Annotated in this window: 24 protein-coding genes; 13 read left to right on the top strand and 11 right to left on the bottom strand. The window is 61.3% G+C overall.

Translation table 11 applies throughout. The annotated features are described in order from the left end of the window. Nucleotides 1-51 precede the first annotated feature (51 nt). The 4 genes from EI291_RS13385 to EI291_RS13370 are packed head-to-tail and all read left to right on the top strand — an operon-like array spanning nt 52 to nt 2980. Nucleotides 52-879: a metallophosphoesterase family protein gene (locus EI291_RS13385; RefSeq protein WP_125420698.1), complete on the top strand. Its 828-nt coding sequence runs from the start codon at nt 52-54 to the stop codon at nt 877-879. A 5-nt stretch (nt 880-884) separates the two neighbouring features. Next, nucleotides 885-1547 (top strand): hypothetical protein, encoded by a 663-nt coding sequence (locus EI291_RS13380; protein WP_125420696.1) that lies wholly within the window; start codon nt 885-887, stop codon nt 1545-1547. 34 nt (nt 1548-1581) lie between these two features. Further along, nucleotides 1582-2397, top strand: coding sequence for a metallophosphoesterase family protein (locus EI291_RS13375; protein ID WP_240635545.1), 816 nt, complete (start codon nt 1582-1584; stop codon nt 2395-2397). Beyond that, nucleotides 2381-2980, top strand: coding sequence for a hypothetical protein (locus EI291_RS13370; protein WP_125420695.1), 600 nt, complete (start codon nt 2381-2383; stop codon nt 2978-2980). Before EI291_RS13375 ends, EI291_RS13370 begins: the two co-directional genes overlap by 17 nt. A gap of 69 nt (nt 2981-3049) precedes the next feature. Here EI291_RS13370 and EI291_RS13365 read toward each other — a convergent pair whose 3' ends face one another. Beyond that, nucleotides 3050-4417, bottom strand: a complete 1368-nt coding sequence (locus tag EI291_RS13365; protein WP_125420693.1) for a lysophospholipid acyltransferase family protein — start codon at nt 4415-4417, stop codon at nt 3050-3052. A 180-nt stretch (nt 4418-4597) separates the two neighbouring features. Here EI291_RS13365 and EI291_RS13360 point away from each other — a divergent pair, with 180 nt between their 5' ends. Further along, nucleotides 4598-5395, top strand: coding sequence for a tetratricopeptide repeat protein (locus EI291_RS13360; RefSeq protein ID WP_125420691.1), 798 nt, complete (start codon nt 4598-4600; stop codon nt 5393-5395). Between the two features lie 64 nt (nt 5396-5459). On the opposite strand, the gene EI291_RS13355 is transcribed toward EI291_RS13360, so the two are convergent. The 4 genes from EI291_RS13355 to EI291_RS13340 all read right to left on the bottom strand — a co-directional run bounded on the left by EI291_RS13355 (nt 5460) and on the right by EI291_RS13340 (nt 9560). Continuing rightward, nucleotides 5460-6551, bottom strand: coding sequence for a chorismate mutase (locus EI291_RS13355; RefSeq protein WP_125420689.1), 1092 nt, complete (start codon nt 6549-6551; stop codon nt 5460-5462). 49 nt (nt 6552-6600) lie between these two features. Next, on the bottom strand, nt 6601-7446 hold the full coding sequence (locus EI291_RS13350; RefSeq protein WP_125420687.1) for a prephenate dehydrogenase: 846 nt from the start codon (nt 7444-7446) through the stop codon (nt 6601-6603). A 10-nt stretch (nt 7447-7456) separates the two neighbouring features. Next, the gene (locus EI291_RS13345) at nt 7457-8620 is read right to left on the bottom strand and encodes a pyridoxal phosphate-dependent aminotransferase (RefSeq protein ID WP_125420685.1); all 1164 of its coding nucleotides are present in this window, start codon (nt 8618-8620) and stop codon (nt 7457-7459) included. Between the two features lie 70 nt (nt 8621-8690). After that, nucleotides 8691-9560 carry a prephenate dehydratase gene (locus tag EI291_RS13340; protein WP_125420683.1) on the bottom strand — a complete coding sequence of 290 codons (870 nt, stop codon included), beginning with the start codon at nt 9558-9560 and terminating at the stop codon, nt 8691-8693. Between the two features lie 528 nt (nt 9561-10088). Between EI291_RS13340 and EI291_RS13335 the strand changes: the two genes are divergently transcribed. Both EI291_RS13335 and EI291_RS13330 read left to right on the top strand, forming a co-directional pair. Beyond that, on the top strand, nt 10089-11288 hold the full coding sequence (locus EI291_RS13335) for a UDP-N-acetylglucosamine--peptide N-acetylglucosaminyltransferase SPINDLY family protein (RefSeq protein ID WP_125420681.1): 1200 nt from the start codon (nt 10089-10091) through the stop codon (nt 11286-11288). A gap of 59 nt (nt 11289-11347) precedes the next feature. Then, nucleotides 11348-11980, top strand: coding sequence for a hypothetical protein (locus EI291_RS13330; RefSeq protein WP_125420680.1), 633 nt, complete (start codon nt 11348-11350; stop codon nt 11978-11980). 184 nt (nt 11981-12164) lie between these two features. On the opposite strand, the gene EI291_RS13325 is transcribed toward EI291_RS13330, so the two are convergent. Together EI291_RS13325 and EI291_RS13320 are read right to left on the bottom strand one after the other, a co-directional pair. Then, nucleotides 12165-12791, bottom strand: coding sequence for a response regulator (locus EI291_RS13325; protein WP_125420678.1), 627 nt, complete (start codon nt 12789-12791; stop codon nt 12165-12167). Between the two features lie 5 nt (nt 12792-12796). Next, nucleotides 12797-14866: an ATP-binding protein gene (locus tag EI291_RS13320; protein ID WP_125420676.1), complete on the bottom strand. Its 2070-nt coding sequence runs from the start codon at nt 14864-14866 to the stop codon at nt 12797-12799. Between the two features lie 149 nt (nt 14867-15015). Here EI291_RS13320 and EI291_RS13315 point away from each other — a divergent pair, with 149 nt between their 5' ends. The 3 genes from EI291_RS13315 to EI291_RS13305 all read left to right on the top strand — a co-directional run bounded on the left by EI291_RS13315 (nt 15016) and on the right by EI291_RS13305 (nt 17486). Then, entirely contained in the window at nt 15016-15387 is a 372-nt protein-coding gene (locus tag EI291_RS13315; protein WP_125420674.1) for a hypothetical protein, read from the top strand. Nucleotides 15388-15422: 35 nt separating this feature from the next. Then, complete coding sequence (locus tag EI291_RS13310; protein ID WP_170172634.1) at nt 15423-16484, top strand: fasciclin domain-containing protein; 1062 nt, start codon at nt 15423-15425, stop codon at nt 16482-16484. Between the two features lie 222 nt (nt 16485-16706). Continuing rightward, a complete protein-coding gene (locus EI291_RS13305; RefSeq protein WP_125420670.1) occupies nt 16707-17486 on the top strand; it encodes a porin family protein in 780 nt (259 codons plus the stop codon). Between the two features lie 340 nt (nt 17487-17826). Here the strand turns inward: EI291_RS13305 and EI291_RS13300 are convergent, their stop codons facing one another. After that, complete coding sequence (locus EI291_RS13300) at nt 17827-19716, bottom strand: vWA domain-containing protein (protein ID WP_125420668.1); 1890 nt, start codon at nt 19714-19716, stop codon at nt 17827-17829. A 174-nt stretch (nt 19717-19890) separates the two neighbouring features. Here EI291_RS13300 and EI291_RS13295 point away from each other — a divergent pair, with 174 nt between their 5' ends. The 3 genes from EI291_RS13295 (at nt 19891) to EI291_RS13285 (ending at nt 22729) form a co-directional block, all read left to right on the top strand. Continuing rightward, the gene (locus EI291_RS13295; protein ID WP_125420666.1) at nt 19891-20913 is read left to right on the top strand and encodes an SPASM domain-containing protein; all 1023 of its coding nucleotides are present in this window, start codon (nt 19891-19893) and stop codon (nt 20911-20913) included. Between the two features lie 97 nt (nt 20914-21010). Then, on the top strand, nt 21011-21622 hold the full coding sequence (locus EI291_RS13290; RefSeq protein ID WP_125420664.1) for a helix-turn-helix domain-containing protein: 612 nt from the start codon (nt 21011-21013) through the stop codon (nt 21620-21622). Between the two features lie 132 nt (nt 21623-21754). Beyond that, nucleotides 21755-22729 (top strand): hypothetical protein, encoded by a 975-nt coding sequence (locus tag EI291_RS13285; protein WP_125420662.1) that lies wholly within the window; start codon nt 21755-21757, stop codon nt 22727-22729. An 82-nt stretch (nt 22730-22811) separates the two neighbouring features. On the opposite strand, the gene EI291_RS13280 is transcribed toward EI291_RS13285, so the two are convergent. The 3 genes from EI291_RS13280 to EI291_RS13270 all read right to left on the bottom strand — a co-directional run bounded on the left by EI291_RS13280 (nt 22812) and on the right by EI291_RS13270 (nt 24532). Continuing rightward, nucleotides 22812-23153: a hypothetical protein gene (locus tag EI291_RS13280; RefSeq protein WP_125420660.1), complete on the bottom strand. Its 342-nt coding sequence runs from the start codon at nt 23151-23153 to the stop codon at nt 22812-22814. Nucleotides 23154-23286: 133 nt separating this feature from the next. Then, nucleotides 23287-23487 carry a FeoB-associated Cys-rich membrane protein gene (locus EI291_RS13275; RefSeq protein WP_170172626.1) on the bottom strand — a complete coding sequence of 67 codons (201 nt, stop codon included), beginning with the start codon at nt 23485-23487 and terminating at the stop codon, nt 23287-23289. 241 nt (nt 23488-23728) lie between these two features. Then, nucleotides 23729-24532, bottom strand: coding sequence for an inositol monophosphatase family protein (locus EI291_RS13270; protein WP_125420656.1), 804 nt, complete (start codon nt 24530-24532; stop codon nt 23729-23731). Nucleotides 24533-24556: the final 24 nt, after the last annotated feature.

Genomic DNA, 24556 nt, shown 5'->3' with positions numbered 1-24556 from the left:
CCAAACCTATCCCGCCGGATAGGCCAGTTGTTGTATTCAGTGCCGAGGCGTATGCGCTCATTTTTCCGAACTCCTTCCGTGCGGGCTCTGCTGCCCGTGGCGGCTTCCCTATTGCTCAGCAGCTGCGACCTGCTGGAATTCAGCCCCAACGACCACCGCGCCCCCGAGTCGGAGCGCGACCTGACGGCCAAAAACCTGGCAATGCTGGCCCAGCGCCCCCTGCCCGCCGGCGATACGCTGCGGTTTGTGTTCACCGGCGACTCTCAGCGGTTTTACGATGATGCCGAGGACCTGGTAAAAAGCGTGAACCAGCAGCCTGGCATTCAGTTTATGCTGGTGGCCGGCGACATTTCCGACTTCGGTTTTGCCCGGGAAATGCGCTGGATCAACGACGACCTGCGCAAGCTGAAAGTGCCTTACCTGACGGTAGTGGGCAACCACGACCTGGTGGGTAACGGCCGCAAGGCCTACGAAGCCATTTTTGGGCCGCGTAACTACTCCTTCGTGTACGGCGACACCAAATTCATCTTCGTCGATACGAATGGCCGCGAGTATAACTTCGACGGCACGGCCCCGGACATGACGTTTGTGAAGCGCGAGCTGGCCGATAACTCGGTGCGCCGCCACGTGATTATCAGCCACGTACCACCCCAGGATGAGGACTTTGACCCGGCCCTCTCGAATTCCTACGTTACGGCCCTGCGCGAAGACCCACGGCTGGTATTTGAGCTGAACGGTCACCGCCACGCTTTCAGCATTGGTGAAGTATTCGGCGACGGAGTTACCTACATCAACTCCTCCTCATTCGAGTCGCGCCAGTACGTTGTTCTGACGGTATGGGGCGACAAGCAATTCCGGTTAAAACAAGTAAAATTCTAGTTCCGATGCAGTTCCGCCTGATTCTGGCCGCCCTGGTAGCGGCTCCGCTGGCCGTGTCGGCTTCCATTTCCTCTGTGCCTGGTGCCCTGCCCGACTCTGTGGGCGTGCCTACCGCACCGGCTCCCGCCGGCCGCGTTTCTCCCAGCAATCCGCTACCCTGGTACCGCCCCAACCACGTAGTATTGCAAACGGGCGGGGGCCTGGGCATGATTGCCGGAGGAGCCGGCTTCAGCCTCAAAGACCGCCTCGACCTGGATATTCTCATTGGCTACGTGCCGGAGAAATATGCCGGCTCGGCCCTGTCGCTGGCCTCAGCCAAGCTGATTTACTCACCGTGGAGCCTGCCCCTGCATGACAAGCTGACACTGAAACCCTTATCGGTGGGTGGCTACTTTAGCTACACCCACGGCACCATCAACGATGAGGAGCCCGACCAGTACCAACCCGGTTACTATTGGTTTTCTACGGACACGCGGGTTGGGCCACTGCTCGGCAGCCGGCTGAGCTACGCGCTGCCAGCCACAGCCAGTGGCCGTAGCCGAAACCTATCCGCGTATTACGAGTTCAGTACAAACGACTTATACATCGTAAGCTACGTTCAGAATCGACGGGGGCTTTCCCCTGCTGACATCCTGACGCTGAGCTTAGGATTGAAGCTGGACATTTAGAAAACGGGGTGGGCGCCGGGCTGCCCGCATACGTATGCTGCGGACGAGCTGTTTTGCGGGGATGGTGCTACTGCTGGGCGGCTGTCAGCTGGTGGAATTCAGTCCTAACCAGGCGTACGTACCGACGCAGGAGCGCGGCCTCACCCGGCAGCAGCTGACCCGGCTGCAGACCGCTCCAGCCCCCGACGATACCATCCGGTTTGTGTTTGTGGGGGATACGCAGCGGTTTTACGATGAAACTGAGGCCTTTGTAGCCAGCGTAAACCAGCAGCCCGGCATTGACTTCGTGCTGATTGGGGGGGATATATCCGACTTCGGGCTGACGCGGGAGTTTCGGTGGGTGCACCAGCGGCTGCGGCTGCTCAGTGTCCCCTACCTCACCGTTATTGGCAACCACGATTTGGTAGGCAATGGGCGGGCGGTGTACCAGGAGGTATATGGCCCGCTTAACTACACCTTCCGCTATCAGGGCACCCAGTTCATTTGCCTGGACACTAATGGTCGTGAGTACGGCTTCAACCACAAGGTACCCGATGTAGCCTGGCTGCAGCAGCAGTTGACCGATACGGCCGGCACCCGGCAAACTGTAGTGGTCAGCCACGTACCGCCCCAGGATGAGGATTTTGACCCTGCCGTAGTGCCGGCTTACACGGCTGCGCTACGGGGCTGCAACCGCCTGGTGTTTCACCTGGGGGCGCACATTCACCGGTTTACCGTTGGGCAGCCATACCAGGATGGGGTTACGTACCTCACCACCTATAGCCTGCAGAAAAAACGCTACCACATATTAACAGTATGGGGGCAGCGCAAGTACCGATTACAGACCGTAACGTATGGGCTGGATTGGTAACGGGGTGCATACGGGCCTCCCACTGGCGCTGTGCCTACTTGTAAATCAAACATGTGCTCAGGCACCCGAGCCTGCCGCCGGCCCTTTCTACCTGACCCTGCACGTGGCCGGCGGCACCGGACTGGTAGCACTGGGGGGCGGCTACCGGCTTGCCCGGCAGCGGCTGGAGCCGGAACTGTTGGTGGGTTACGTACCGCGTCGGCTGAGTGGCAGCAAGCCGCTGGCCATTTTCACTCTGAAAACGACGTACCTGCCCTGGTCGCCCCGGTTGGGCCAGTCGCGCTGGCAGGCTACCCCGGTTACGCTGGGAGCCATGATAAACTACACTACCGGGCAGCAGTTTTTCCTCACCAATAACTCGGCTGGCAATTACCGGCCGGGCTACTACTGGTGGTCGTCGGCGGTGCGGCTGGGGCTACTGGCTGGCACCCGGGTCAACTACGGCGGGCCGCACCAGCAGTCAACTACCGCCTACGCCGAACTCAGTACCAACGACCTGCACCTTGTCAGTCGGCTCACCAACCGCAGCCTGCGCCTGGTAGATATCCTCACCCTGGGAGGCGGGCTGAAACGGGGGTTTTAATTGTTAGTTGGTGGTTGTCAGTTGTTCGTTGCAAAACATAACTCTGCGCTGGCAACCACCAACTAACAACTACTTCGCCAGATACGTAGCCCGGGCCTCGCGCAGCAACCGAACCAGCTCGGTACGCTGGCGCAGCAGGGCTTCCAGGCGCTGGGGCTGCTGCCGGAACAGGCGCAACACCCGCAAACGGCGTAGGCGGCTGCGCAGGTTACCGGCGTAGCTCAGGGCGTAAAACCCGGTAAGCGGCAGGCTTACAAAGTAGAGCAGCGCCCAGAGCCAGCTGCCCGTAAAATGGTGCACCAGCGCCGTTTGCCCCAGGTAGAACCCGGTAAATGTTATCATGCCCACTACCAGCATAATGGGAGCCACGAACTCCACATCCTTGGTGGCGCTGCGGGCGACCAAAGACGGAATTTTGTAGGGCAGGTAACTATTGATCAGCCCGTACAGATAGAGCGGGGCACCCAGTACCAGCCGCACCCCGGCCGATACGGCCCGGCGCAGCCGCCCGCCCGACGGCCCCCGCGTCTCCAGCGCATCGTCGGTGAGGCGCAGGCGGTGCAGCTCCTCGTGGTAGGCCTGCAGCTTCTCGCGGGCCTCGCCCAAACGGCCGGCATCGTGCTCCTCAAAGTAGCGCACGGCCTTCAGCAGCGTGCGGCTGAGCTGGAAGTTGTCGTAGAGGGTTTCATCGTCGTCCTGGATGAGGTGCTGGCCGAAGGTGCGCTCCACTTGGGTCACCAGCTCGTCTTCCTCGTCGGTGCGGGTTATTACCAGCCGTTGTTCCATGCGGCGGCGGATTTCCTCAGTCAGGGCATCGGCGGCGGCTTCAGGGTCCTGGCGGTAGCGGGTGGCGTAGTCGGCCACGGCAATGGGCTCGGCCACATTCACAAACACATCGGAGCGGAACCGACTGGGGTCGAAGTAGTTGATACCCATGGGTAGAATGCGCAGGCCCAGCCGGAAATCGTGGCGGGCCTCGGCACCCAGGGCAATGCGGGCCGCGCCGGTTTTCAGGGGCCGCAGCCGCCGCTCCTGCACGCTGGTGCCTTCCGGAAAAATCATGATGGTGCCACCCTTGTCGAAGTAATCATAGCAGCGGCCGAAAATCTTCTCGTTCATGGCTTCCAACTGCTCGGGCGTCAGCTTTTCGGCCCCGGAATCCACATCCTGGCGGCGGTAGATGGGGATGGAATTGCCCGACTCCATAATGGCCCGCAGAACGGGATTCTGGAAGAAGGTGCTCTTAGCCAGAAAGGCAATGGGCTGGCGGCGGTTTACGGCCGCTACCAAGGGGTCCATGAGGGTATTGGGGTGGTTGCTGCAGATGAGCAGCGGCCCCGGCTGCTGCAGGCGCTCGGGGTGGCGCACTTCCAGCTGCCGGAAAAAAACGCGCAGGGCCACCTGCACCAGGGGCTTCATAACCGTGTAAAAAAGCATACCCGCAGGAAAGGGTGAGAGGAGGGTTGGTTATACTCAACCGTGGCCCGCAAGTTGCGAAGCCGGGTTGGGGCGGCAACCTGCACATTTTTTGGCGGAAGCAGCCCACCACAACTCGCCGGATTCAGACTTTTCAGTGGCTTGGTGCCAGCCGGTAAAAACCCGCATCTTTGATTCCTGATGATGCGTCTGTTGTCCCTGTTTTTTCTGTTGTGCGCCGGCTTGGGGCCGGCCCCGGCCCGGGCCCAAACGGCCGCGGGTACGGCTGCTGCTGCCGAGGCAACAGCTTTGCGCCAGGCCCGGCAGCTGGTGCTGGAGCGTCGCTACGAAGCTGCCTGGCAGCTGCTCGCCCTCACCGACCCCGCCAACGCCGTGCCGGCTGTGGTGCTGATGAAAACGGATGTGGCCCTGAACTACTATGCCGGCACCGAAAACCTGCACCGCTTCGCCTTCCGCAACCTCAAACTTCTGGACCCCAGCCTCGACAGCATCCGGCAGCTGGGCCAAGACTCGCTGCGCTACGCCTTTCCGGTGCGTAAGGTGCTGGAACGCCTGCAAACCCGCTTCCCCGATAACTACAAGCTGGCCCGCGCCCTCGGCGACTACTATTTCATCGTGCAGCAGTGCGACTGTGCCGAGGCCGAGCTGGGCGAGGATGAGGTGTTCCGGCGCACCATTACCCAGTACCAGGAAGCCCACGCCCACGGTCAGGGCGACTATCTTTCCTATTTCGCGCTGGGCTATGCCTACCAGCGGCTGGGCCAGTTCCGGGAAAGTCTGGTCCCGTTTGAGCGGGCGTTGCAGCTCCGGCCCACCTACGCCACCGCTCACCTCAACCTGGCCTTTGTACTCCTGGAGCTAAAGCAGTTTCCGAAAGCGCAGGAGCACGCCCGCCGCGCCCTGGAACTCTTCCCCGACGACCCCCACAAGGAAGATGCCGCCTTCCTGCTCAGCCAGATTGAGGAAAGGATGAAATAAGTTTCTAGTTGCTGGTTTCTAGTTGTTAGTTCGTTCTAATAACTAGAAACCAGCAACTAGAAACTTATTTCTGGTTCATCACGCGGTTTTGGCGGTTGATGGATTCCAGGTGTACCGCGTCGAAGTACTTCATGATGAAGTCTTCGGTGAGGCCCAGCTTGTGACCTTTCTGGATGCCACGCTCCAGAATTTCATTCCAGCGGCTGGTTTGCAGAATGGTAATGTTGTTTTCCTTCTTGTAGGTGCCAATGCTTTCAGCTACCTGCATGCGGCGGCCCAACAGATGCAGAATCTCATCGTCGAGCTGGTTGATTTGCTCGCGCATCTGGGCCAGCTTGCTGAGGAACTCCTGCTGGTCGGTGGTTTCGTGACGCCAGATGAGGCCGTCGAGCAGCTCGGCCAGACGTTGGGGCGTTACCTGCTGTTTGGCGTCGCTCCAGGCATTGTCTGGGTCAATGTGCGACTCCAGCATCAGCCCGTCGAAATCCAGGTCGATGCTTTTCTGGGCCACGGCGGCCAAACCGGTGCGGTTGCCGCAGATGTGGCTCGGGTCGCAGATGATGGGCAGCTCGGGCAGGCGGCGCTTCATCTCAATGGGCAGGTGCCACATGGGCGCGTTGCGGAACTCGGTGTTGCCGTAGCTGGCAAAACCCCGGTGAATGAGGCCCAGGTCTTTCACGCCCACTTTCGCTAGGCGCTCCACGGCCCCCAGCCACAGCTCCAGGTCGGGGTGCACGGGGTTTTTGATGAGCACCGGAATATCCACGCCCCGTAGCGCATCGGCCAGGGCCTGTACCGAGAAGGGGTTTACTGTGGTGCGGGCCCCAATCCAGAGCACGTCCACATCGAAAGCCAGCGCGTCCTCCACGTGCTTGGGCGTAGCTACCTCCACCGTGGTGGGCAGGCCGGTGAGTTGCTTGGCTTTCTGCAGCCACGGCAGCCCTTTGGTGCCGATGCCCTCGAACATGCCCGGCTTGGTGCGGGGCTTCCAGATGCCGGCCCGCAGCATATCTACTTTGCCTGTGGCGGCCAGTTGGGTGCAGGTGGCAATGAGCTGCTCCTCAGTTTCGGCGGAGCAGGGCCCGGAAATGATAAGCGGTTTTTTCTTCAGCAACGAGGTGGCAACGGGTTGCTCAGAGGTAAGCGACTGACTCATGGTATGATTAGGTTGTATGTTTTGCGAGGAGCGGCTGTGTAACAACAGCTTACTTCAGAATTTTCTTGATGAGGTTGGCCTGTTGGATCTGCTGATAAACAGCCGAATAGTCTTCCTGATTCAACAGCTGGCGCAGGTGCTGAAGCTGGTGAATATGCTCATCCAACACATCCAGCACGTTTTCCCGGTTCTGGCGGAAGATGGGCACCCACATATCGGGCGAGCTTTTGGCCAGGCGCACCGTTGATTCGAAACCACCGCTGGCCAGGGCGAAAATCTGCTCGTCTTCCTTTTCCTTTTCCAGCACCGTGAGGGCCAGGGCAAAGGAGGTGATGTGCGAAATGTGCGAAATGTAGGCTGTGTGCAGATCGTGGGCGGTGCCATCCATGTACACCAGCCGCATGGCCAAGCGCCCAAACACGGCCTCCACCCGCGCCACGGCATCCGGGGCGCTACGGGGCGCGTCGCAGATTACCAGCGTCTTATCCCGAAACAGCCCCGGCAAAGCCGCCGAAGGTCCCGAGTACTCGGTGCCGGCCATTGGGTGTACCGCCACAAACCGGCTCCGTTGCGGGTGATTTTCTACTGCGCCCAGCAGCAGGGCCTTGGTGGAGCCTACGTCGATAACCGTTTGCCGCTCGGTGGCCGCGTCTAACACCTGGGGCAGCACCTTGAGCATGGCGTCCATAGGCACGGCCACCACTACCAGGTCGGCGCGGCGCACGGCCTCGGATAGGTCCTGGGTGGGCTCATCGATGAGGCCGATGGCCACGGCTTCGCGCAGGTGCTCGGGGCTGCGGTCCACCCCAATGATGTGGTGGGCCAGGGCGGTTTCCTTGAGGCTCAGGGCCAGCGACCCGCCAATCAGGCCAATTCCGATGATGGTAACTACCATGACGATGAGATTATTTGCCTAATGCCTCCCGCACCCGCCCCAGTGCCTGCTGCAGCACCTCGATGGGCTGGCACAGACTGATGCGAATGAAGCCGTTGCCGTTGCTGCCGAAGATGCCGCCCGGCGTCAGGAACACCCGGGCTTGTTGCAGAATTTCGTCGCTGAGGGCGTAGCCGTCGGCATACGTGGTCGGTACCTGCGCCCACACGAACAGGCCTACCTGATTGGCATCGAAGGAGCAGCCCAGCAGGTGCAGCAGCTCAAACACCAGCTCCCGGCGGGCCCGGTAGTGGGCGTTCAGCTCCTCGTACCAGCTGGCATCCAGGTTCAGGGCCTCCACAGCGGCCAGCTGCACCGGCAGAAACATCCCCGAGTCGAGGTTGCTCTTGAAGCGGAGCACGTCCTGCAGCACGTCGGCCCGGCCGGCCAGCAGCCCCACGCGCCACCCCGCCATGTTGTGCGACTTGCTTAGGGAGTTCAGCTCCAGAGCCACTTCCCGCGCCCCCGGCACCGCCAGCAGGCTCTGGGGCTGAGTCTGGTTCAGGATGAAGCTGTAGGGGTTATCGTGCACCAGCAGGATGTTGTGGGCCTGGGCAAACGCCACCAGTTGCTCGAAGAACTCGGGACTGGGGGCCGTGCCGGTGGGCATGTGCGGGTAGTTCACCCACATCAGCTTCACCCGGCTCAGGTCGTGCTGGGCTAGGGCCTGCAGGTCGGGTAGCCAGTTGTTCTCTGGTTTCAGGTCGTAGTCGATGGGGGTGGCGCCGCTGAGGTGGGCGGCGGCGCGGTAGGCCGGGTAGCCGGGGTTCGGAATCAGCACCTCGTCGCCGGCCTCCAGCAGCGTCATGCTGATGTGGATGATGCCTTCCTTGGAGCCCAGCAGCGGCAGCAGTTCCGTGTCGGGGTTCAGGGCCACGCCGTACTGCCGCTGGTACCAGTCGGCCATGGCCTGGCGTAGCGCGGGCACGCCCTTGTAGCCCTGGTAGGCGTGGGTGTTGGGCTGCTCGGCGGCGCGGGTGAGGGCGGCAATAACCTTGGGGTGCGGGGGCATATCGGGGCTACCGATGCCGAGGTTAATCACCTGCGCGCCGGCTTTGTTCATGCCGTCAATTTCCCGCAGCTTCTGGGAGAAGTAGTATTCCTGAATATGCTGAAGGCGGCTGGCAACTTGCATGAGGGTAAGCTGATGGTTGGTTGTAATGGTTGGTTGAGGGCCTTGTTGTGACAAACAGCCGGTTATTCAGTTAGGCAAGCGTGAGCAGCTTCTTCGCCGGCTCCGAATGCTGGCTTTTGCTGTCATCCAGTCCTTTAGCGTAAGCTCCCAGCAGTTGCAGATTTTCAGTAAGGGGAGCCAGGGCAGCCAGAGTTTCGTCCAGCTGAGCCGGAGCATCAAACTCCAAATCGGCGTGGAAGAAGTAGTGCCAGGTGCGGCCCGGCTGGGGGCACGACTGCAGCTTGCTCAGGTTCACGCCCCGCTCAGCCACGGCCGTGAGGATGCGGGCCAGACTGCCGGTAGTGTGCGGTGCTTCGAAGTAGAGCGAGGCCTTGGTGGGCTGCTCTACCGGCCGGGCATCGTCGGGGCGGGCCACCACCAGAAACCGGGTGTAGTTGTTTTTCTCCGACTGAATATCGGCGGCCAGCACGTTTAGGTCGAACAGCTCGGCGGCCAGGTGCCCGGCTACGGCCGCCACGCCCGTGCGTTGCTGCTCCCGGATGCGCTGGGCACTCAGGGCCGTATCCTCGGTTTCCACCAGCTTCCAGTGCGGGTGTTGACCCAAGTAATCAGCGCATTGCAGCAGGGCCATGGGGTGCGAGTGTACCTCCCGGATATCGGCCAGGGTTTGGCCGGGCAACGCCAGCAGCTGCTGACCAATGTGCAGGTACACCTCACCCACCACTCGCAGGCCGGTTTTGCGCAGCAGCGTGTAGTTGGGCAGAATGCTGCCGGCAATGGAGTTTTCGATGGCCATAACGGCGGCGCGGGCCCGGCCCTGGGCCACGGCCTGCACCAGCCCGGTAAAGGTGGCGCAGGGCAGTACCGCCACGTCCGCGCCGAAGTGCTGGTGGGCGGCTATCTGGTGGAAACTTCCGGCGAAACCCTGAATGGCAATCATGCGGTGAAGTGGTGAAATTGTGAGCTGGTGAGTTTGACTGACAGGCAACAAAAAAGGGCCTCCGGTGTGGGGCCCTGGGTTGCTGTGGTGTGAAGGATAACCGTTCACAGCTGGCAAGTGGACCCCGGCGGCTTCCGGTAAAAGAAGCCGTAGCTAAAGCCGTAATAAAAGAATGCCTGCGGTGCCATGGGGCGGAGAAAATGAGCGTAAAAAAAGCGCCTCCCGAAGTTGTCGAGAGGCGCTGAAGGATTCGGGTTAGGAAGGCTACAGGGAGGCCGCTCGACTACGCGTGGGCGTAGTAGAAGGTATAGCTAAAAAAGAAGCGGGCCGTGGGCTGAGCCATGAGTGTCAGGGGCTTTTACTGTCGGCAAGGTGGGACCGGCCGGCGGTAATTCCAAACAAAAAATGTAAAAAAAGCCCGAACAACTGTTCGTTTGTATCCGAAATCAGTCGAAAAAACGGCAACTTTCCGCTACCGTGGCGGCCTGCGTGCTGCACGCAAAAACAGGATAGACAACTCGTTGATTAATGCGCGTTTATAGCATAGTTACAGCATTAGCGCTGACCATTCAGGCAGCCTCGGCCCAAACTCCCGTGCCAACTGTATTGGCTCAGGCAGCCCAGCTCACACAAGAGAAGAAATACGAATCGGCTTTTACCGTGCTGGACAAGGCCGACCCCAAAAACCTGCAGCCGGAGGTGCTACTGGCCAAGGAAAAGCTGGTGCTGGACTACTACCTCATTAGCATGGGCCACCAGGGGTTCGGCCTGCGCGACCTGGCCCCCGGCGAAACCGTAGAAAAGCTGCGCGGCCGGGAAGGCAACTACTCCATGCACCTGCTGAACCTGCCGCTGGAGCTCAACCGCTTGCAACGCAAGTACCCCACCAACTATGCCCTCAGCAAAGGCCTTGGCGACTATTGGTACGCGGTGCTTGCGTGTGGGTGCGGGGAGCAGGACAAGCCCGAGCAGCAAAAGCAGGATTTGGTGCTGCGCTACTACAACGCGGCCCACGCCCACGGCCTCGGCGACTACACCTCCTACTTCGGGCTGGGCTACGTGCAGCTCCTGCGCGACCAAGTGGTGCCCGCCACGGTGGCCTTCGAAAAGTCGGTGGCGCTGAAGGCCGATTATCCCAACTCGCACTACAACCTCTCGTACGCGCTCTGGCTGCAGAAGAAATCCGCTGAAGGCATTCCGCACGCCAAAGCCGCCTACAACCTGTACGTGGACGAGCCGCGCCGCCGGGCCGATGCCGCCCGTATGCTGGGCATGCTGCAGGAGCAGCAGCAGAAACCGGCCGAGTCCAAAGCCGCCTATCAGCAAAGCCTGGCCCTGAACCCGCAGGATACGCCTTCCATGCTGGGGATGCTGCGGTTGGCGGTGGCGGCCCACTCACCGGAGGCACCGGGCTGGGCCGCCAAGCTGTACCAGCTCAATCCGGCCGACGACCAGATGTTCAACGACATCATGGACATTTACCAGAATAATAATCAGTGGGCGGAGGCGGAGGCCTTTTTCAGCAGCCAGCTACCCACGGCGTCCAAGGAACCTACCGCGCAGGGCTTGCTACAGTTTTATCTGGGTGCCCTCAACATGCAGCTTAAAAGGCCCCAACAGGCATATCCACACTTTCAGGAGGCTAAAATTCAGCTAGAAAAAGTATTAAGAGATGGGCATGCTTTTTTGAATAAGATAGAGGAAGGAATAGCCGAGTCGAAGCCGTAACGGAGCAGCTTAGCACTGTTTTTGCCAGGCAGGCTTCCTACGCCTTTCTTCCTATTTCTATGCTGATTTCTACCCTGCTCCTATTGCTGAGCGGCCCGGCTCAAGCTCCTGACACTACTGGCACCGCCCCGGGTTACGGCGGCCACACCTATGCATGGGGCACGCTGGTACCTAAGCGTGGCCCCGTGGTGCGGGTCTGTCTGCCCACCACCGATGCCGGCTTTGAGGCAGTGGTGCCTTACTATATCAGCCTGCCCGCCTCCGCCAGCCTCAAACCCAAGCTGATAGCCGCCGCCAACGTCAGGTGGGTGCGGGTGGGCAACCATTATTCGGCCTTGATGCAGCCGGACCCGAAGGAGCTAGGCGAGTTGGCCGCCCTGCGGGTAGCGGGACCGGTGGAGGTATTCCGGGTGAAGACAGTGCCCCTGCCGGTGGCCAGCTTTATGGGCTCGGCCCCGGTGCTGAGCACACCAGCTTCGGGCAGCGTAACAGTCGGTGCCCGGTGGTACCTGCGCCGCGCCGACGGCACCATCCTGCGCATCGACCCCGAGAAGTTCGCCAGCCAGGTAGCCGGTTTTCTGGCCGCTGATAAAGAGCTGGCCCAGCGCGTAGCCACCCGGCAGCCCGGCTACGGCTTAGCCGAGCTGGAAACGGTGGTGCGCCAGTACAACCAGCGCGCGGCAAGCCGTTGAGCAGGTTTTTTAATAGACCGTCATTCCGAGCGAAGCCGAGGAATCTCGCGTGCTGACGTTGTGATGGTAATCTAACGAAGCGGTAGAGATGCTTCGACAAGCTCAGCATGACGGATAGTTTGGCAACGTCAGCACGCGAGATTCCTCGGCTTCGCTCGGAATGACGGTCTATTAAAACGGATTTCTACAACAACCCGTGCTCCCCAGCCAGCCGAATCAGGGCGGCCGTGTTGTTCACCTCGAATTTTGCCAGGATGTTGCGGCGGTGGGTTTCCACGGTGAGGGCGCTCAGGAACAGCTGATCGGCAATGGCCTGGCTGGTGAGGCCCTGGGCAATGAGGGGCAGGATTTCTTTTTCGCGCCGGGTGAGGGTCGGTACGGCCGGCGCGGGCGGGGTAGGTTGCAACAGTAGCTCCTGTACTTCGTCGCTGAAGTACTTGCGGCCCGCGTGCACCCGGCTGATGGCTTCGGCCAGCTCCTCGGGGGAGGCATTCTTGAGTACGTAGCCGGCGGCGCCGTCCTGCATCAGCCGCTGCACCATGCTTTTCTCGTTGAGGGTGGTGAGCACCAGTACTTTTACGCTTGGGTAAGTGCTGGCAAGCTGGCGGCACACGGCGCTGCCGGGCTGGTCGGGCAGGTTAAGGTCCAGCAGCACTACATCGGGTGCCTCGGCGGCCACGGCGGCCAGCGCCTCGGCGGCACTGGCGCAGGTGCCCACCACCTGAATGTGAGGCAACGGCTGGAGCAGAAGCCGCAGACCTTCCAGCACCATGCGGTGGTCATCGACGAGCAGTACACGGATAGCAGCCATCTATATCAACTTGAGGTAAGGGAGAAAGATTGGGGGGCAGCATCTGCCGCCGACAGCAGCAGCGTGAGGGTAGCCGTGGTGCCCTGGTTGATTTCGGATTCAAAAGTAAGCTGACCGCCCATCTGTTCGGCCCGGGCCTGTAGGTTGCGCAGGCCCACCCCCGAACTGGCCAGTGTCGGGTCGAAACCCTGGCCATCGTCCTCTACTACCACGTGCAGCAGGGCGTCGTGGCGCATGAGCTGCACTAATATGTGACTGGCCCGGGCGTGCTTCACCACGTTGTTCAGCAGTTCCTGTACAATGCGGTACACCCCGGTTTCGATGGTGGGCGGCAGGCGGGTATCGAGGCCGTGCAGATGCAGCTCCAGCTGCACCTGGCCCGCGCGGCGCAGGGCGTCACAGAAATCCTGCACGGCCTGGGCCAGTCCCAGCGCCAGCAGGGCCTCGGGCATGAGGTTGCGGGCCACGCGCCGCAGCTCACTGATGGAGCTGTCCAGGTGCTCTACTGACTGGCCCAGCAACTCAGTGGCGGGTGCCGGCAATGGGTGCCGGCTGCGCAGGGTACCCAGATAGAGCTTCACGGTGGAAAGCATGCCGCCCAGGCCGTCGTGCAGGTCGCGGGCCACGCGGCGGCGCTCCTCCTCCTGACCCTGTAGCACGGCCTGAGCCGCGCGCAACTCCTGCTCCTGCTCCAGCTGCCGGATGCGCTGCTGCTGCAGCTCCTGCTGTTGCCGGGCCAACCGCCGCCGGTGCCGAAGCAGCCCCAGCGCCAGCAGTACGGCCGCGCCCAGCACTACCGCCAGCAGCAGATACACGGTGGTAAGCCGGCGCTGTTGGCGGAAGGCCAGCTGCTGCGCCTGCTGCTGCTGCCGGAGCTGCCGAAGCTGCTGGGTCTGCTGGCGGGTGCGGTACTGAGTTTCCAGTTGATTGACCTGCTGCCGCACGGTAGTTGCCGCCAGGGAGTCGCGCAGAGACTGGCTGCGGCGGACGTAACCCAGGGCCGCCTGATACTGGCTGTTGGCTTCGGCCACGCGGCCCAAGGCCGTCAGTACAGCCGCTTCCTGCTCCATATCGTGCAAACCCTGCAGCAGTTGCAGACTGTTGCGCAGCAGCTCCACGGCTTTACTGGTATTGCCTAACTGCGCTTCCATCTGGCCCAGACTGAACAGCAGCCGGGCCTGATAGGCGGGGTCGCCTTTACGGGTGGCGTAGGTGGCGGCTCGTTGCAGGGCCGGATACGCCCGCTCCGGCTCCTGCTGAAACAGGTAATACTGCCCCAGCGCGCCATAGTACTCGCCCGCGTACAGGCTGCTTTCGGGCCGGAGGGTGCGGGCCAGCTGCAAAAGGTACAGGGCACTGTCGGGGTGCTGCTGCTGCAGGTGCCAGGCGGCCAGCTGCAGATAAGCCGGCAACAGCTCAGGCCGGGACGCAGAGCCACCGGCGGCCACTGCCCGCCGCCAGTACCGGGTTGCTTGCTCGGGCTGGCGCAGCAGCTGAAAATTGCGGCCCAGGTTGGAGTATACGGTGAGCAGCACGGCAGTTTCCGGCGTGCCCTCCAGATAACCAGCGGCCTGCAGGTAGTACCGGGTAGCGGCAGCCACCCGGCCCTGTTGGTCGGCGGCGCTGCCGAGGTTGTTGGCAATGCCGGCCAGCAGCCGCCGTACCCGCAGGCTCCCCGGTGCCTGGCGCAGCAGCGGCGCCGCCACCTGCCCGGCCCGCCCGGCCGCCTGCCGGGCGGGCCTAAACCGGTGCCCAATAAGATGCAGGGCGCTGAGCTGCAGCCAGCTGTGTGCCTGCCCGTACGTATAGCCCAGGCGCTTGCTCTGCCGCAAGGCCTGCGCGGCTACCAGCCGGGCCTGGGCGGTATCGGTGGCGGCCAGTGCGGTGGATAGCCGCAGGGCTGTTTTCACCTGCTCGGTATCGGCCGGGGTAGCACGCAGAGCTTGCCGCAGGCTGTCGATGGACCGCTGGGCATGAGTCAGCCGGGGCAGCAGTAGCAGGAGTACTCCCCACACTACCAGTACCCGCCCACCCCAAAAACCAGATAGTAGCTGCAGCATAGCGGCTGCAAACATGCTCGGGTTTTTCAGAAAACGGACGAGCTACGGAAAAAATACTGGTTTTCCGGTAGGTCAGATTACCGCTTTCCGGTGAGGCGGCAAGGGGGCTTCAATACCCACCTTTGTAACGGTTCCTCTGCTGCTGTTGCCCACCTTTCTACGCTATGAAAATCCTGTTTCTGCTGCTCTGCACGAGCCTGCCTCTGCTGAGCTATACTCCACAATGGCACTGCATTGCTGCGGGCGAAACTGAGTCATCAGAGCAAGCGGGCACCTGCGCCGCGGCGCGGGCGGGTTTGGTGGTAGTGCCTGATGCTGAAAACAAAGGCTACTTCCAGGTGCAGCTCCCGGCCCGCCACGGAGCCCTGCAGGTGAGTGTGCTGGACGCGCAGAATCACCCGGTGCAGCCGCCGCAACTGGTAGCAGCTGCCACCGTCAGCCTTACCCTGGATACCCGCCAATGGCCCGCAGGCCACTACCAGCTCCAGGTCCGTTCCGCGTCCGGCCTCATCAGCACCAGCTTACACATACGTTAGCCCACATGCTGCGCTACTTCTACCTTACTACTTCTATGAAAACGCTTCGACTCCTACTTGTATTCCTGACGGGCCTGCTGGGCCTGATGAGCTGCCAGCACGATACGGAGCCGGCCGTGCCCGTAACGCAGCTGGAAAAGCACCTGGCCGATGACGCGCAGTACAGCACTTTCTACGCCGGCCTGCGCAAAACCGGGCTCCTGCCGGAACTGAAGCCCGCAGCACTTTTCACGGTGCTGGCGCCCACCAACGACGCCTTCACTCGCCTGAGTGGTCCCTATGCCGACTTTAGCACGGCGGACCGTATCAATGCCCTCACCGATGCCAATAAACTGCAACAGCTGCGCGAAATACTGCAGTATCATTTGCTACCCAACCAGCAACTCAGCAGCCTGAGCACATTTGGATACGCTCAGTTCACCACGCTGCTGGCCGCGCCCAGTGCCGCCCGCCGCGAACTGCAGGTGGCCCGCCACAACGAATTCGTCAGCATCAACGGCATTACGGGGGCAGTTACCCCAGTTAAAGGAACTGCCCTGACCGAAGGGACGGTGCATGCGCTACAGCAGGTGATACTACCCGGCACCAAGTCGCTGACCGAACTCATTCAGGCCCAGGCCCAACAGACCGGAAGCCAGCACACTCTTTTCTGGCAGGCCCTGCAACGCCCCGCCGCCGCCGCCCTGCTGGCCGAGCTGACCGCGCCCCAAACCGACTATACCGTACTGCTGCCCTCCGATGCCGGCCTGCGGGCCCGGTGGCAGCGCCAGAATTCTGCCTGGGCAAGCCTAAGCGACGTGCCCGATGCGGCCCTGCTTACTACGCTACGCCTGCACATCATCACCCAGCATCTGACGTCCAGCACCATAATGGGCGAAAAGCGCCCCACCCTGGCCGGCGCTACCCAGTGGGATAGTACACTCCGGCTCACCGGCAGCTACACGTTTCCGGCTATTAACACCCCAGCGCACTACGGCTTTGAGGTTAGCACTACAACCTACGCCGGAGTAGAGGCTCAGCAAACCTCCTTTTCGCTGATTGACCAACAGGCCTACAACGGCATCATGCACCTACTGAACGGAGCCATCAAGCCGTAACCGGCACAGCATACTATATTGTTTGTGAAGCAACTATGTAAAATTGAATTAGATATTAACACAGTTTACTGCCCGTGTTTCATGGGCAGCAAACTGTGTTTAGGGGCTTAGTAATTCGGGGGTGATAAAAAGTTGGCACGGTTTTGAAATACTGAGTGTCATCTGGCGGCCCACCCTGCACAAACGCGGCGGCCGGTTTCTCCTTCCAACACCTTTCCTGCCATGAATACGAAGCGTCTTTTCGGCCGCCTGGCCGCTGCTACTCTATTATTTTCAGTTTTCTCGTCGGCTGCTGAAGCCCAGGTGACTACTCACAGGGTGCCGAAGTACACCGGTCCGGCTCAGGCCCGCGCGGTGCGTGCTACACCTTCTTATTCATCCTCCACGGCTACGGATGGGGTGAAATTCGGGGTGCGGGCTGGCGTCAACGTCTCTGATTTCTCGGGCGACGCCGTCAGCAGCGTGATGGATCTGGCCGAGTACACCAACGGGGCCGTAACCAAGCAAATGAAGCCCGGTTTCTACGCCGGCCTCTATGCTACGCTGCCGCTGGGTCCGCGCTTCGCCATTGAGCCCGGTATCGGCTACTCCGAGAAGGGCACCATCCTCACGGGCCGGATTCCGCTGGAGCAGTTTGACTTCCTGAACGCCAAAGTAACCGCCACCGGCCGCCTGGCCTACCTGGATATTCCGCTGCTGGCCAAGGCCTACCTGACGGATGGGTTCTATGTGTACGCCGGTCCGCAGGCGTCGGTGCTACTCTCGGGTAAGGCCCAGGTAAAAGCTGGAGCGCTGGGCTTCAACGCCATCAACACCAACTTCGACATCAAAGACCAGTTCCGCCAGGTTGACTTTGGGGTAGTAGGTGGCCTGGGCTACCAGTTCCAGAACGGCCTGGGCCTGAGCGCCGGATATGACTACGGCCTCACCTCGCTCGACAAAAACAACAACTTCAACGCCTACAACCGCGTGATTAAGGCCTCGGTGAACTACTCGTTCTAAAAAGCTGCTACTTACCCGGCAAACGATAAACGGCCCCGCTGCTAGCCAGCGGGGCCGTTTTTGCTACACATAGGATGCAGAAGCGGGAGGATACGACACCCGGATAGAATAATAAAACCGAAGGCGGCCCGGCAGCGTGAACCAGCGCCGGAGTCTGCAACCTCCCGCACCTGCCGCCTTGTGAGTGAAGGTGGGCCGCCTTCGGTAAAAGTGAAATCAGAGCCGAAACGCCCGGAATCTTCGGCTAGTGTGGAGTCCAGGCAGAATCAAGAGCACAGAAAGCCAGTATTTGGTTGCATGTTTCTGAAAATCTGATAGTTATTTTTCAAATTAAAGAACCTTACCGTGCGCCATAGGCTTCGGGGCGCAGGCCTTCCGCCAGTTTGACGAGGCGCACCAACTCGGCGCGGTATCCGTCGGGGTCGAAGCGGCGGGCTCCGTCGGCCAGGCGGGTAGTGGTTTCGTAGGTGGCCGTGCCGCGGTAGTCGCTCTGGCGCAGCAGCATGCCAAACTGGGCCACGGCCGCTGCAAACCGCAGGTTCTCGCTGGCCTCCTGGATGGGCCGGGCGGTGCCGGTAAGCGGCACTTCCAGCTTGCGGCTCGTGAGGCCCTGGGGTTCCTTATAGCGCAGCTTCACGGTGAGCATCTCCGCCGAAGCCGGGGCCGGCGCGGCGGGCTGAGGGGTCTGGTACTTTAGCGGATCCACCGAGCCTGGCGCGCCCACGGGCACCACCTCGTAGAGGGCCGTAACGGTGTGGCCCGAGCCCAGCTCGCCGGCGTCTTTGCGGTCATTATTGAAGTCCTCAGCGGCCAGCAGGCGGTTTTCGTAGCCTACCAGACGGTACTCGCGCACCCGGCTAGGGTTGAACTCCACCTGCAGCTTCACATCCTTGGCCAGGGTGAACAGCGTGCCGCCGAACTGCTGGACCAGCACCCGCCGGGCCTCGTCGAGGTTGTCGAGGTAGGCGTAGTTGCCGTTGCCCTTGTCGGCCAGCAGCTCCATTTTCTTGTCCTGGTAGTTGCCCTGGCCCACGCCCAGCACCGTCAGGAACACGCCGCTTTCCCGCTCCTGCTCAATGAGGTGCTCCATGGCGTCGTCGCTCTGCTCACCCACGTTGAAGTCGCCATCGGTGCAGAGTAGCACGCGGTTGTTGCCCTCTTTGCTGAAGTGCTGCCGGGCCACCTGGTAGGCCAGGCGCAGGCCCGCGCCCCCGGCCGTGGAGCCACCCGCCGCCAAGTTATCAATGGCCTGCAGAATGGTGGCCCGCTCGGTGCCGGCCGTGGGCGGCAGCACCGTGCCGGCGGCCCCGGCGTACACCACCAGCGCCACCCGGTCCTGGGGCCGCAGCTGTTTGGTGAGCAGGCGCAGGCTTTGCTGCACCAGTCCCAGCCGGTCCTCGCCCTGCATCGAGCCCGACACATCTACCAAAAATACCAGGTTGGCGGGGGGCAGCTTCTCGGTGGCTACCTGGCGGGCCTGCAGGGCCACCTGCACCAGTTGATGCTCGGTGTTCCAGGGGCACTGGGCCTGCTCGGTGATAATGCGGAAGGGCTCGGCGGCCGTGGCGGCGGGCTGGGGGTAGTCGTACTGGAAGTAGTTGAGCATTTCCTCCACCCGCACGGCATCGGGGGGCGGCAGCTGGCCCTGCTGCAGGAAGCGGCGCACGTTGCTGTAGCTGGCCGCGTCCACATCAATGCTGAAGGTACTCAGCGGCTCTTTCGCTACCAGCTGAAACCCGTTTTCCTGTACATGGGCGTAATACGGACTGGGGGCTACGCCCTGTAGATCATAACTCACGCTGGCAGGTGCCGATTTATTAGCCCGCCGCTTTTCGTACGTCCGGTTGCCGCGGATGCGGATAGGGCCGCCTGTTACTATTACTTCGCTCAACGCCTTCTGGTCGGCGGTCAAAGCTACGTTGATGACCGTCTGGCCGGTGAGTTTTACCTCCTGCGTTACGTACCCAATGGAGCTGAAAACAAGCGTAGTAGCTCCAGCGGGCACCAGTAACTGGTAGCGGCCATCCTGGTCGGTGCTGGCACCCACGGTGGTACCCTTCATCAGCACCGTAACACCCGGCAGGCCCTGACCAGTGGTCCGTTCGGCTACGCGGCCCTGCACGGTATAGCGGGCCGGACGCTGGGTTTCAGTGGTATTTTTTTGGGCGGTGGCCGCGCCAGGCGCGGTTAGTAGTCCGGCCGCCAGCAGGCCATACAGCAAGGGTTTCATCAGCAGAGAGAATAGCGGTGTATGAATGGGAACCGGCCGGGTTCTGCTGGATAGATGCGAGCCCCCGACAGATTCCACACGGGGGCGAAAAATATTTTTCAGAACTGCTCACGTCCCGTCGCAGAGAGGATTTCCGCCGCTGCTTGTTACTGGTGCCGTACCTTCGCCTTTCCCATGGCCTCCCTCCTCACTGACGCGCTCAACTTCCTGTCGAAAGCTACCCCCGGCCGCCTCTGGAACGGGGCGCAGGTGGTGGGCGGCTACGCCCTGAGCAAGCTCACGGGCAAGGCGCGCCACTGGGGCCTGCCGGTGGCCCTGAGCTTCGAGCCCACCACCAGCTGCAACCTGCGCTGCCCCGAGTGCCCCAGCGGCCTGCGCTCCTTCACCCGGCCTACCGGCATGCTGCCCGATGCGCTGTTCAAAAAGACCATCGACGAGGTAGCTTCCCGGCTCTGGTACCTGATTTTCTACTTTCAGGGCGAGCCATACCTGCACCCCAACTTCCTAGACCTGGTGCAGTACGCCAGTCGCAAAGGCATTTATACGGCCACCAGCACCAATGCCCATTACCTCAACGACACCAACGCCCGCCGCACCGTGGAATCGGGTCTCGACCGGCTGATTATTTCCCTGGACGGCACTACCCAGGACGTGTACCAGCAGTACCGGGTGGGCGGTAAGCTGGATAAGGTGCTGGAGGGAACCAAGAACCTGATTAAGTGGCGGCGGGAGCTGAAAAGCCAGACGCCGCGGGTGGTGTTTCAGTTTCTGGTGGTCCGCCCCAACGAGCACCAGATTGAGGAGGCCAAGCAACTGGCCCAGGAGCTGGGCGTAGATGACGTGTGGTTTAAAACCGCCCAGATTTACGACTACCACAACGGCAGCCCCCTCATCCCCACCATTGACTACTACTCCCGCTACGAAAACAACCCGGACGGTACCTGGAGCATCAAAAACCGGCTGCTCAACCACTGCTGGAAGATGTGGCACAGCTGCGTGATTACCTGGGACGGACTAGTGGTGCCCTGCTGCTTCGATAAGGACGCGGAGTACCGCCTCGGCGACCTGCAGACCCAGACCTTCCGCCAGCTCTGGCACGGCCCTAAGTACCAGCGCTTCCGCAGCTCCCTGCTCAAAGGCCGCGACCAGATAGACATGTGCCGCAACTGCACCGAGGGCACCAAAGTGTGGGGGTAGCGGTGAAATTGTGAAGCGTTGGAATACCGGGCCGGGGCCGGATATGCGGTGAAGCGCCTATCTTGGTAGGCACCTACCCGTCCGTTATTCCTACTCCATGTTTTCGACTGCGCGCATCACGGCTATCCGCAAAAGTAAGGGCTTGTCGCAGGAGGTGCTGGCGGAGCAGTCGGGGGTGAGTTTGCGCACCATTCAGCGGGTAGAGCAGGGCGAAACCGAGCCGCGGGGCTATACCCTGCAGGCCCTGGCCGCTGCGCTGGATGTACCGCTGGAAGCCTTCCGGCCGGAGCCCGAGCCGGCCCTGCCCATCCCGCCCGCGCCCCCGGTCGTAGTCCCGACCACCCTCCGCTCCGACCCCGATTTTCTGCAGCTGCTGAACCTGAGTGCCCTGAGCTTTCTGGTGCTGCCGCTGCTCAATATTCTGGTGCCATGGTGGCTGTGGCGGGCCCGCCGGCATACCACGGCGCACGTGGCCGAGGTGGGCCGGCGGGTGCTCGGCTTCCAGATTTTGTGGCAGGTAGGCAGCTTCTTCGCCTTCATGCTGATACTGGTAGCGCAGCTGCTGCTGGCCGGCGCACACCGCACGGTTTTTCCCGGCCTATACGTCGGAATGGTAGTGCTTACCTATGGCTTCAACGTGTTGATAATAGGCTACAACGGGATGCAGCTGCGCAAAGGCCACTTGGATATCTACCCGACTCGCCTGTAAACCCCAATTTTATAAATCACTATACACCAATTACATACACCTAATGACGGGTAAATGACGGTAGAATGACGCAGGGCCGAGGGCAGGCAACCCGCACTTTTGGTGACATCAACCACCTGTTCCTGCTCTGCTATGAAAACCCTGTTTAAAGTTCTCCTCGTTCTGGTCGTGCTGCTGGTAGCCAGCGGCATTGGCGGGTACTTCTACGCTCGTCAGGCCTTTGCGCCGCCGGCCAATCAGCTTACGGTGGCTGGGCTACCCGCTACCACTACGTTTGCCTGGCAGGGCGACTCCACCGTTACGCCGGCGCGGCCCCACGCGGTGCTGCTGGTGCCGGTGCAGCTGGCCGGGTGCGCCCGTACCTGCTACCTGCAGTTTGATACCGGCGCCCCGTACACGGTATTCTACGCCAACCCGCTGGCCGCTTTGCGCGCCGCCTACCCCGCTACCCAAAATGCCCTGCTGCCCCAGCACGATACGCTCCGGGCCGTACGGTTCGGGTTGGGTAACGCGCAGGTATCGGTGGCCAAAGCGCCGGTATTGCGCTACGGTACCACCACCTTGCCGGCCGATAGCACCGCTCCGTTCGTCATCGGCTCGCTGGGGGCCGATGTGCTGGTGAATCAGTCGTTGGTTATTGATTTTCCCCATCAGCGCTTCAGCCTGTATGCCCAATTGCCCGACAGCCTCACCCAACGGGCCCAGTTCACCAAACTCAGCTTCGATAACCGCCGGGTACTGGTGCAGGCCACCGTACAGAACGACCAGCAGAACTACCTATTCGACTCGGGCAGCAGCGCATTCTCGCTGCTCACCAGCCAGGCCAACTGGGAAAAACTAGCCACTTCGGCGGCCAGGCCCAGCGTATCGGGCGTGAACTCCTGGGGCAAAACCCTTAACGCCCACACCGTAGCCTCAGCGGCGACTCTGCACATTGGTACCCAGGCGCTGCCGCTGCACTCCGTTACGTACATTGATAACGTGAGCTTCTGGCAGCGGGCCCTGATGCAGGTATCGGGCATGGGTGGCATGCTCGGTAACGAGGCCTTCACCCGGCACACGGTGCTGCTTGATGCTCAGGGCGGCCGGTTTGGAGTAGTACAGTAACCCGCTCAGGCTGTTGCAAAAAGAAAAGGCGTTCCGAACAAATTCGGAACGCCTTTTCTTTTTGAGCCATGTGAGTCAGAGACTACATGTGCTTCTTATCGAGGTTCTTGCCCAGGTCCTCTACCTGCTTCAGGAACTCCAGCGCGTCAGAGTCGCCGTAAGTGCCGAAGGCGGAGGAAATAGTGCCCTTTACGCCATCAGTGGTCTGCAGGGCGTAGAGAATAGACATGTCGTCGGGGTTACTCTCGCCCTCGAAGCGGTAGAAGTCTACGATAGTCACTTCATTGGGGCCGTAGCTCTTGTCCCGGTCAGTGTCAATGGTGTGCAAACGGCCATCCGTAACGCGGAAGTCAGCCGTGAAGCCGTCCTTGTTCAGTCTACGCTCTACGTTTACGAGGGTGCGTTCTTCTTCTTTGTCCTGCATGGCGAGGGGTGTTTTAGGGAATAGGTAGAGATGCGGTCAGTAGGAATCTGAGGGCTACAGAAAAGCCCCCGTGCCGGACTATACGTAGCCGGCACGGGGGCGGGTTATATCCGAGGGCAAGAATATTGCGCCGTTATGCTTTGGCCCCTTCGCGGGCGGCGGCCAACTCAATAGTGCGCTGCAGGCGGTCCACATCAATGGTGGAGCAGGCCCCGCCGCAGCCCTTGGCGCAGGCCGTCTGGTCTTTGGAGAAAAAGGACCGCCAGAAGATGCGCCCCACGTACCAGGCTGCGCCGGCAAACAGCAGGGCAATGATGAGATACTGTATCCACATGATGCTCACAAAACTACGATGCGCGCCGGAAAGTTTACTGGTACAGAGGACCGTCATTCCGAGCAGCGCGAGGAATCTCGCGTGCTGACGTTGCCAAACCATCCATCATGCGGAGCATGTTGCGCATCAAGTAAGGAGCCGAAGCATCTCTTCCGCTTCGTTGTGGGGTTACTACTCCAACATCAGCACGCAAGATTCCTCGCGCTGCTCGGAAAGACGGGCGGTAGTAAACAGGTTTTTTCTACTCCTGCTCGTGCCAGAACTCCCGAATGGTATCCTGCATTTCCTGGTGCACCAGGCCGTTGCTGGCCACCACCTGCCGGCCCGATAGTGGGTCGCCATCCTGCAGGAACTCCGTTACGCGGCCCCCGGCCTCGCGCACCAGCAGAATACCGGCGGCTACATCGTAGGAGTTGAGGTTGAATTCGAAGAAGCCCTCGAAGCGGCCGGCGGCCACGTAGGCCAGGTCGGCGGCGGCAGAACCGATGCGGCGCACCCCGTGGGAACGGCGCATGAACGAGCCCAACACCTGCAGGTAATCGTTCATCAGTTCAAACTTGGTGTAGGGAAAGCCGGTGGCAATGAGGCTGTTGTTCAGATCGGGCACGTCAGACACGTGGATGGGCAGCTCGTTGCAGAACGCCCCGGCTCCCTTGGCGGCCCGGAAGCATTCGTCGCGCACTACCTCGTACACCACGCCGGCCACCAGCTCGTTACCTTTTACCAGGCCCACGCTCACGCAGTACACCGGCAGGCCGTGCACGAAGTTGGTGGTACCGTCCAGGGGGTCAATAACCCAGTTGTACTCCTCGGCCCGGTCGGCGCCCTCGGTGCCTTCCTCGGTGATAAAGCCAGCCTCGGGCAGCACCTCGCGCAGACCCGCTACCAGCAGCTTTTCGGTTTCCTTATCCACGTACGACACCAGGTCGTGCACGCCCTTCAACTCAATGTGGCTGCGGTTGAACGTGGCCGCCTCCTGGCGGATGAACTGGCCCGCGTGGCGCGTTACGGCCGCCAGCTGAAAGCTGATTTGATTGTAATCCATGCAATTAGTCGTGTTGATTCATGC

This window comes from Hymenobacter rigui (assembly GCF_003944715.1).
Taxonomy (GTDB): domain Bacteria; phylum Bacteroidota; class Bacteroidia; order Cytophagales; family Hymenobacteraceae; genus Hymenobacter; species Hymenobacter rigui.
The sequence above is the reverse complement of the archived record's forward strand: the minus strand, read 5'-3'. Positions and strand labels throughout refer to the sequence as shown.